This is a genomic window from Kitasatospora sp. NPDC059571, from assembly GCF_042735675.1.
GTDB lineage: Bacteria > Actinomycetota > Actinomycetes > Streptomycetales > Streptomycetaceae > Kitasatospora.
This window is the reverse complement of the sequence record NZ_JBHWBW010000649.1, coordinates 1-3512: the sequence shown is the minus strand read 5'-3', so window position 1 is coordinate 3512 and position 3512 is coordinate 1. Positions and strand designations below refer to the sequence as shown.

General features: G+C 75.9%; 3 protein-coding genes and 1 pseudogene. All 4 read left to right on the top strand.

All coding sequences use genetic code 11. The features are described 5' to 3' along the window. Nucleotides 1-370, top strand: a pseudogene (locus ACFV0G_RS37250) (Ion channel protein); the annotation flags it as partial. 65 nt (nucleotides 371-435) lie between these two features. Next, nucleotides 436-1413, top strand: a complete 978-nt coding sequence (locus ACFV0G_RS37245; protein WP_380557604.1) for an NAD(P)H-quinone oxidoreductase — start codon at nucleotides 436-438, stop codon at nucleotides 1411-1413. A 239-nt stretch (nucleotides 1414-1652) separates the two neighbouring features. After that, entirely contained in the window at nucleotides 1653-2549 is an 897-nt protein-coding gene (locus tag ACFV0G_RS37240; protein WP_380557601.1) for a hypothetical protein, read from the top strand. A gap of 106 nt (nucleotides 2550-2655) precedes the next feature. Continuing rightward, nucleotides 2656-3261, top strand: coding sequence for a bacterial proteasome activator family protein (locus tag ACFV0G_RS37235; protein WP_380557598.1), 606 nt, complete (start codon nucleotides 2656-2658; stop codon nucleotides 3259-3261). Nucleotides 3262-3512: the final 251 nt, after the last annotated feature.

Here is a 3512-nt window from a genome sequence, read left to right as displayed (position 1 = left end):
CAGGTTGAACAAGTCCGCCACGGTGGTCGCCGCCGTCCGCGAGGACGAGAACGCGCCGCTGCTCCGGCAGAGCGGCGCCGACGTGGTGGTGACCAGCTCCAGCTCGGCCGGCCGGCTGCTCGGCATGTCGATCCTCAGCCCGCACACCGGCTCGGTGATGGAGGACCTGCTCACCGTCGGCACCGGCCTCGACATGGCCGAGCGCCCGGTGACCAGGGCCGAGGCCGGACGCAGCCCGCGCGAGTGCGAGGACCTGGTGGTCGCGGTCATCCGCGGCCGCCGGGTGCTCAACTACACCGACCCGGAGGCCGCGGTGCTCCAGCTGACCGACCGGGTCATCACCATCCAGCGGGCCGTCAACCGGGCCTGACCGTACGGTCGGTGTCCGGCGGGCCGCCCGCCGGGGGAGCGCGCGGTCCGCGTAGCGTGACGGTCATGCGAGCCATCACCATTTCCCAGCCGGGCGGGCCCGAGGTGCTGACCTGGACGGAGGTGCCCGAGCCGGAGCCGGCCGCGGGCGAGGTCCTCGTCGAGGTCGCCGCCACCGCCGTCAACCGCGCCGACCTGCTCCAGCGGCAGGGCTTCTACGACCCGCCGCCCGGATCCTCGCGCTACCCGGGGCTGGAGTGCGCCGGCCGGGTCGTCGCGCTCGGCCCGGGCACGGCCGGCTGGGCGGTCGGCGACGAGGTGTGCGCGCTGCTCACCGGCGGCGGCTACGCGGAGCGGGTCGCGGTGCCGGTCGGGCAGCTGCTGCCGCGGCCCGCCGGACTGTCCGCGGTCGAGGCGGCCGCGCTGCCGGAGGTCGTCTGCACGGTCTGGTCGAACGTCTTCATGGTGGCCCACCTGCGGCCCGGCGAGACGCTGCTGGTGCACGGCGGGGCCAGCGGCATCGGAACGATGGCGATCCAGCTCGCCAAGGCGGTCGGTGCGCGGGTGGCGGTGACCGCGGGCAGCCCGGAGAAGCTGGCGCGCTGTGCGGAGCTGGGCGCGGACATCCTGATCGACTACCGCGAGCAGGACTTCGTGGCGGAGCTGCGGGAGGCGACCGGCGGGGGAGGGGCGGACGTGATCCTGGACATCATGGGCGCCCGGTACCTGCAGCGGAACGTGGACGCCCTGGCGGTCAACGGCCGTCTGGTGGTGATCGGCCTGCAGGGCGGCATCAAGGGCGAGCTGGACCTCAACACCCTGCTGCGCAAGCGCGGTGCGGTGGCCGCCACCAACCTGCGCGGGCGCCCGCTGGACGAGAAGGCGGCGATCGTGGCCGCGGTGCGCGAGCACGTCTGGCCGCTGATCGAGTCCGGCGTGGTCCGGCCGGTGGTCGACCGGGTGCTGCCGATCGCGGAGGCGGCCGCGGCGCACGCGGTGGTCGAGGCCGGCGGGCACGTCGGAAAGGTCGTCCTGGAGGTCTGAACCGGGGGCCGGCCCGGGGTGTCCGGGGTGTCCGGGTGGCGGTGTTTCACGTGAAACATCCCGCCGCGACGCCGCCCCGGGCGCCCCGGCCGCTCGGTGCGTCGTCCGGGTGGCGGCGCAGGTCCGGGTATCGCCGTGAGCGTACGAAATGCCCGGAATGTCGGAGTGTGTGACGCTGGTCGGGAGCTTTTCCGCCGCCGGTCGCCTCGCAGCGCGGCCGCCTGTCGGAAGGACCTCCCGTGGCCGCACGTCCGCACGCGCTCCGTGTCCTGTCCGTCGCGCTGCCCGTCACCTGTCGTCGAGCGGCGCTGACCGCCGCTGGTCTGGCTCTCCCCCTGCTGCTCGCCGGCACGGCCGGCGCCGTCTGCCCCGCCGAGAGCGCCCCGGGTGCCGGGACCGCGGCCTTTGCGCCGTCCGTCCCGGCCGGTGTCCCGTCGGGCCAGGGTGCGGCGTCGGACCCGGCGCCCGCCGCGACGGCAGCCTCCTCGGCCGCCGCCTCTGCGGACGCGGCCTCCTCCGGTGCGGCCGCCCCCAGCGACTCCTCCGCACCCGGGCGGCCGGACGTGCCGCCGCCGTCGCCCGCCGGGCCGGGGGACGTCGCGGTGCCGGGGGGTTCCGGCGCGCCCTGCCCGAGCGACGGCCCGTCGTCCCGGACCCGTCCGGCCTCGGTGCCCGACCCCGGTGCCGTGGTCCCGCCGGCCGCCGATCCGGTCACCGACCCGGCCGACGACGGGTCCGCCGCATCCGATCCGGCCGATCCGGCGGACGGCGACGACTCCGGCGCCGCGCCGGTGCAGCCGTCGGACACCCCCGCCGCGGCGGACCCGGCCACGACGGCCGCGGCCGTGCCGGTCCGCGTCCACGGACGCCTGGGCCGCTCGGCGCCGGCCGGCGCCCCCGCGCTGCCCCGCGCCGCCGAGGTCCCCGAGGCCGCCGCACCCACCGCCGAGGACACCCCGGTGGAGCAGCCGGTGCCGGCCGCGAGCACGCCGGCCGCCGCCCCGCAGGACGCGGCCGGGCTGGCCGCCCCGCTGATCTGGTCCGACGCCTCCACCCGCCAGTTGCCGCTCGGCGCCGGCCTCACCCTGATCGGCTGCGGCCTCGGCCTGGTCGGCTACCGGATGCGGCGCGGCTGACCTGCCCGTCGCGCCGCCCCGCAGGACGCTTCGTGTGCCGATTTGATCGAAACCAAGATCCGCGGCACCTCCCCGCAGCGAACCGCGTTGGGGGAGAATGCGCTTCATGACGAACCCGATGAACGAGCGGTCGCCGGAACACCCCCACGGGGCGTCGGGCGGCCAGCCGGACGAGAACCCGAAGGTGCTGGTCGTCGGTCCGGACGGCATGCCCATCGGTGTCCCGAGTGCCTTCGGGCACAGGGACGAGCACGGCGAACCGCGCGAGCTCCCGGTGACGGAGATGGTCGAGCAGCCGGCCAAGGTCATGCGGATCGGCAGCATGATCAAGCAGCTGCTGGAGGAGGTCCGGGCGGCTCCCCTCGACGAGGCCAGCCGGGCCCGCCTGAAGGACATCCACGCCAGCTCGATCAAGGAGCTGGAACTCGGCCTCGCGCCCGAGCTGGTCGAGGAGTTGGAGCGGCTGTCGCTGCCCTTCACCGAGGACACCATCCCGACCGAGGCCGAGCTGCGGATCGCCCAGGCGCAGCTGGTCGGCTGGCTGGAGGGGCTGTTCCACGGCATCCAGACCGCACTGTTCGCCCAGCAGATGGCCGCCCGGGCGCAGTTGGAGCAGATGCGGCGCGCGCTGCCCCCCGGACTGCCCGGTGCGGAGCACGGCGACGACGAACCGGGCCCGGGCCGCGGGATCCGTTCGGGCCCGTACCTGTAGCCCCGTCAGCCGGCCCCGTACCGACGGTCTGTCGCAGGAACTTCCCGGTGGTGTTGCGGCCCGGACACAGCTGTGCCCCTGCACCCGATCAGGTGGTCGTGAGCCGATACCCTGGCCCCTGTCGTCGGCCCCCCCCCCCCGCACGGGGGCGGGGGGGGCGGCTGATCGCGCCCCCCCCGCCCCCGTGTGCCCGGAACGCGATCGCGGTCCGGCCTCGGGGTGCATCAGGCTGCTACTGGACGGTCCAGGCC